Consider the following 518-nt stretch of genomic DNA (forward strand, 5'->3'; position numbering starts at 1 on the left):
CAGGAGCACGGGCCCGCGCCGGCCGGCCTTCAGCGAGTGGTCCGTGTCGGCGCGCCGGGCACCGTGGGCGGTGGTCAGGTACTCCCCGCCCTGGGCGTTGAGGGTCGGGTCCGTCCCGGTGTCCCGCCCGGTGGGGGTGACCGGCGCCGGTGTGCCCTGATCGGGCTTCGGCGGCAGCGGCGGACGGGGCTCGGTGGGCTCCTCCACCGGAGCGGTCTCGCTGCCGGGGACCCCCGGGGGCAGGGGCGCCTGTTCGCCCGCCCGCTGCCTCATCCTGTTCAGCCGCTTGCGCATGTGGTTCTCCCGCTCGTCGTCGGCACGTGGTCGCCACCGGACGGTCCCGCCCGGAGGACGGGGAACGACCGGCTCACTGAGCATTGAGCCACCTGGGTGAGCGGGCGCACAAGCCGCCGCGCGCGACTCCGCGGTGGGTGAACAGTCCCCACGCGTGCGACGGCCCCTCGCCGGCCGGAGCCTGCGAGGGGCCGGGGGAGGTCTCAGTCCTGCTCGGCCCGCTC

General features: G+C 76.4%; 1 pseudogene. It reads right to left on the reverse strand.

From position 1 onward, the window contains the following. Positions 1-294 (reverse strand): annotated as a pseudogene (locus tag RCG67_RS17420) (catalase HPII); the annotation flags it as partial. Between the last annotated feature and the right edge of the window lie 224 nt (positions 295-518).

The organism is Kocuria cellulosilytica (assembly GCF_040981245.1).
Lineage (GTDB): Bacteria > Actinomycetota > Actinomycetes > Actinomycetales > Micrococcaceae > Kocuria > Kocuria cellulosilytica.